This is a genomic window from Streptomyces sp. NPDC007162, assembly GCF_040634175.1.
In the GTDB taxonomy this organism is placed as follows: domain Bacteria; phylum Actinomycetota; class Actinomycetes; order Streptomycetales; family Streptomycetaceae; genus Streptomyces.
In genome coordinates, this window is record NZ_JBEYFC010000807.1 from 1 (window position 1) to 2,803 (window position 2,803).

Sequence of the window (2,803 nt, forward strand, 5' to 3'; positions counted from 1 at the left end):
CCCTCGGCTACTTCGCCACCCGCCGCGACAAGGCCGTGGTCTTCTCACCCAGCGGCAAGGCCGCCGTCACCCACCGCGTCGAGGCCGGCGTCTGCGGACGAGGCTGCGGCCCCCGGCCGCCCGGCCCCCTCGGACGACGCCGACGACGCGGCACGCTCGGTCGGCCCGGCACCCTCAGCCGACCCGGCGGACGCGCCCGGCGCCGAGGACCCCGCCCGTTGGCAAGCCCCGGTCGCCGCACCGGCCTCGGACACCGCGCCGCGCTCGGACGTCCCGGACGCCGCAGCCGCCCCGGACGCCGCGCAGCACTCCGGCACCCCGGCCGGCCCCGGCACCCCCGCCGGCCCACCCCGCTCGGGCACGGGCGGCTCGGTCGACGCGCACCACGAGGTCAGTGAGGTCAGCGAGGACGTCGTGTGCGCGGTGCCCGGCCCCGCGGCCGGCGCGAGCGGGGCCGGGGTCCGTGCGGCGCGCGCGGTCGCCAGCCGGCCGATGAGCCGGGCCACGTCCTCCACCGGGCGGCCGACTCCGGCCGCCCGGACGGCGGCGCGGCCGCAGTGGGGCTCCAGCGGCCCGCGGTGCAGCAGTTCCACCAGCCGGGACACCTCGTCGAGGGGACGGCACTCAGCGGCGGCCCGGATCGCCACCTCGGCGCGGTCGGCCAGCCCGGGCTCACCGGTGAGCAGGGTGACGAGCCGGGTGACCTCGTCGACCGAGCGGTTGCGGCCGACCGCGCGCAGCACGTCCCCGGTGAGCTCGGCGTGGGCGGGGTCGCCCTCCAGGAGGGTGACCAGCTGGACGACGTCCTCCAGCGGACGGTCGGTGACGACCGTACGGAGCAGGCCGTCGAGCGGGTCGTCATGAGGGACCGCGGCCTCGGGCGGGTCGGTGCGGACCTTCGCCGGGGGCGGCGCGGGCGGGATCGCCGGGTCGGCGGGTGGGGTGTCGACGCCGGGGGCGAGTATCCGGGGTATCGCCGGGTCGGGCGGGCTGCAGGGCGAAGAGCGGGTGATCATGCTCGGCTCCAGGGGGGTGTGGCCGTACCTGGCACCCCACGTACGGCACGGCGCGTCATGCAGACCATTACCAGGGGCTCGTCCGGGCTCCCGCCACCCGGGTGGGGCATCGGTGTGAGCACAGCGGGAACCGCTCGCCGGTTCCCGCTCACGGAGGTGCGTCCGAAGGCCGGGGTGGCGCATTCTTGCTGTGTCACCCACCCGGCGGTGCACGGACGAGGTAGGACCGGATGACTGGGACCGGCGAGCACGTGGGCCGGGCGCGTGAGCGGCTGACCGCGTTGCTGGTCGAGGCCTCGACCAGCGCTCTGGGCGCGGCAGGCGGCCACGTCGCCGGTGTGTACCTGCGCTCGGGGACCCCGGGGCTGTTGCGCCTGGCCACCCTGGTGGGCCTCCCCGGCCCGCTGTTCCGGCCCTGGTGGCGGCTGCATGTGGACCGGCCGTTCCCGGTGGCGGACGCCTACCGGCTCGGGGTGCGGGTGGTGCTGCCCAACGCCACCGAGATGGTCCGCCGCTACCCGCAGTTCGCGGCCGGGCTGCCGTTCCAGTTCGGCTCGGTGTACACGCCGGTGCCCGGTGGGTCGCCGGCCTTCGGGGTGCTCACGGTGCTGCGGCCCGCCACCCCGGACACGGTGGACGAACCGCCGGACCCGGACCTGCTGTGCCGGATCGCCCGGAAGCTGGGGGCGGGGCTGCGCGAGCTGGTGGCGGAGGCGGGCGCGGCGGCGGTCGCCTGGGACGGCGAGCCGGTGTGCGTACGGCCGCCCGCCCGGCGCCCGGGAGCGGTCCGGACGGGCCGTTTCACGTGGGATCCGGCCACCTCGGCGGTGCACGCGGACGACCGGCTGCACGCCCTGCTCGGTGTGGCACCGGAGGACTTCGCGGGCACCGGAGCCGCGCTGGCCGAGGCGGTGGCGCCGGCCGACGCCCCGCAGGTGCTGGCCGCGCTGCGCGAGACCGCGGCCGGGAGGCCGCCGGAATCGCCGCTGCGGCTGCGGGCCGGGGACGGTGCCCCGCGCCTGGTGGAGCTGTGGCCGCCGGCCGGCGCGGGGGCCCCGCCCCTGGTCTCCGGGACCGTCGTCGACCCGGGGCCGGACGCGTCCGCCGACGGAGCGGCCGATCTGCTGCCGCAGGGCGTGTTCTGCATGGACCGCACGGGACTCGTCCGGTACGCCAACCGGGCCGCCGCCCGGCTCGCGGGCCGTACGGTCGCCGAGCTGCTGGGGCGGCCGGTGTGGGAGGCCATGCCGTGGCTGAGCGGACCGCCGTACGACGACCACTGGCGCGGTGCGCTGCTCGCCCCCGACCCGGTGCACTTCCAGGTCCGCCACGAGGGCGCCGGCGAGGGCGACTGGCTCGCCATGTCCCTGCATCCGGGCCCGGACCTGGTCACCTGTACGGTCGTCCCCGCCAACCGGTTCGATCCGACGGTGCACCTGCCCCGACCGCCCGAACCGGGCACCGTGAGCGGGCCCGGCCGGCCCGGCGGACCCTCGATGGCCCCGCTGTACCGGCCGATCGCCCTGGCCATCGCGCTGACCGACGCGGTGACCGCCCGTCAGGTGTCGGCGGTGGTGACGCAGGAGCTGCTGCCCGCGTTCGGCGGCCGTCGGCTCGCCATCTACCTGCTCCAGGACCGGCATCTCTACCTGGCGTGGGAGAACGGCTTCCCGCCCGGCTTCCTCACCCCCTTCGACGGGGTCGGCCTGGACGCCCGGATCCCCGGGGTCGAGACCCTGACCAGCGGCAGACCGCTGTTCTTCGAGTCGATGCGGCAACTGGCGGAC

The 2,803-nt window shown here is 77.3% G+C and carries 2 protein-coding genes; one reads left to right on the top strand and one right to left on the bottom strand.

Annotated elements, in window-relative coordinates:
* Nucleotides 1-44: 44 nt before the first annotated feature.
* A complete protein-coding gene (locus ABZ646_RS44240) occupies nt 45-1,016 on the bottom strand; it encodes a hypothetical protein (RefSeq protein WP_360532781.1) in 972 nt (323 codons plus the stop codon).
* Between the two features lie 230 nt (nt 1,017-1,246).
* Between ABZ646_RS44240 and ABZ646_RS44245 the strand changes: the two genes are divergently transcribed.
* Nucleotides 1,247-2,803: PAS domain-containing protein (locus tag ABZ646_RS44245; protein WP_360532784.1), on the top strand; the 1,557-nt coding region annotated here is incomplete at its 3' end.

Coding starts and splice junctions, on each gene's coding strand:
- ABZ646_RS44240 (WP_360532781.1), bottom strand. CDS start 1,016: ATGATCACCCGCTCTTCGCCCTGCAGCCCGCCCGACCCGGCGATACCC.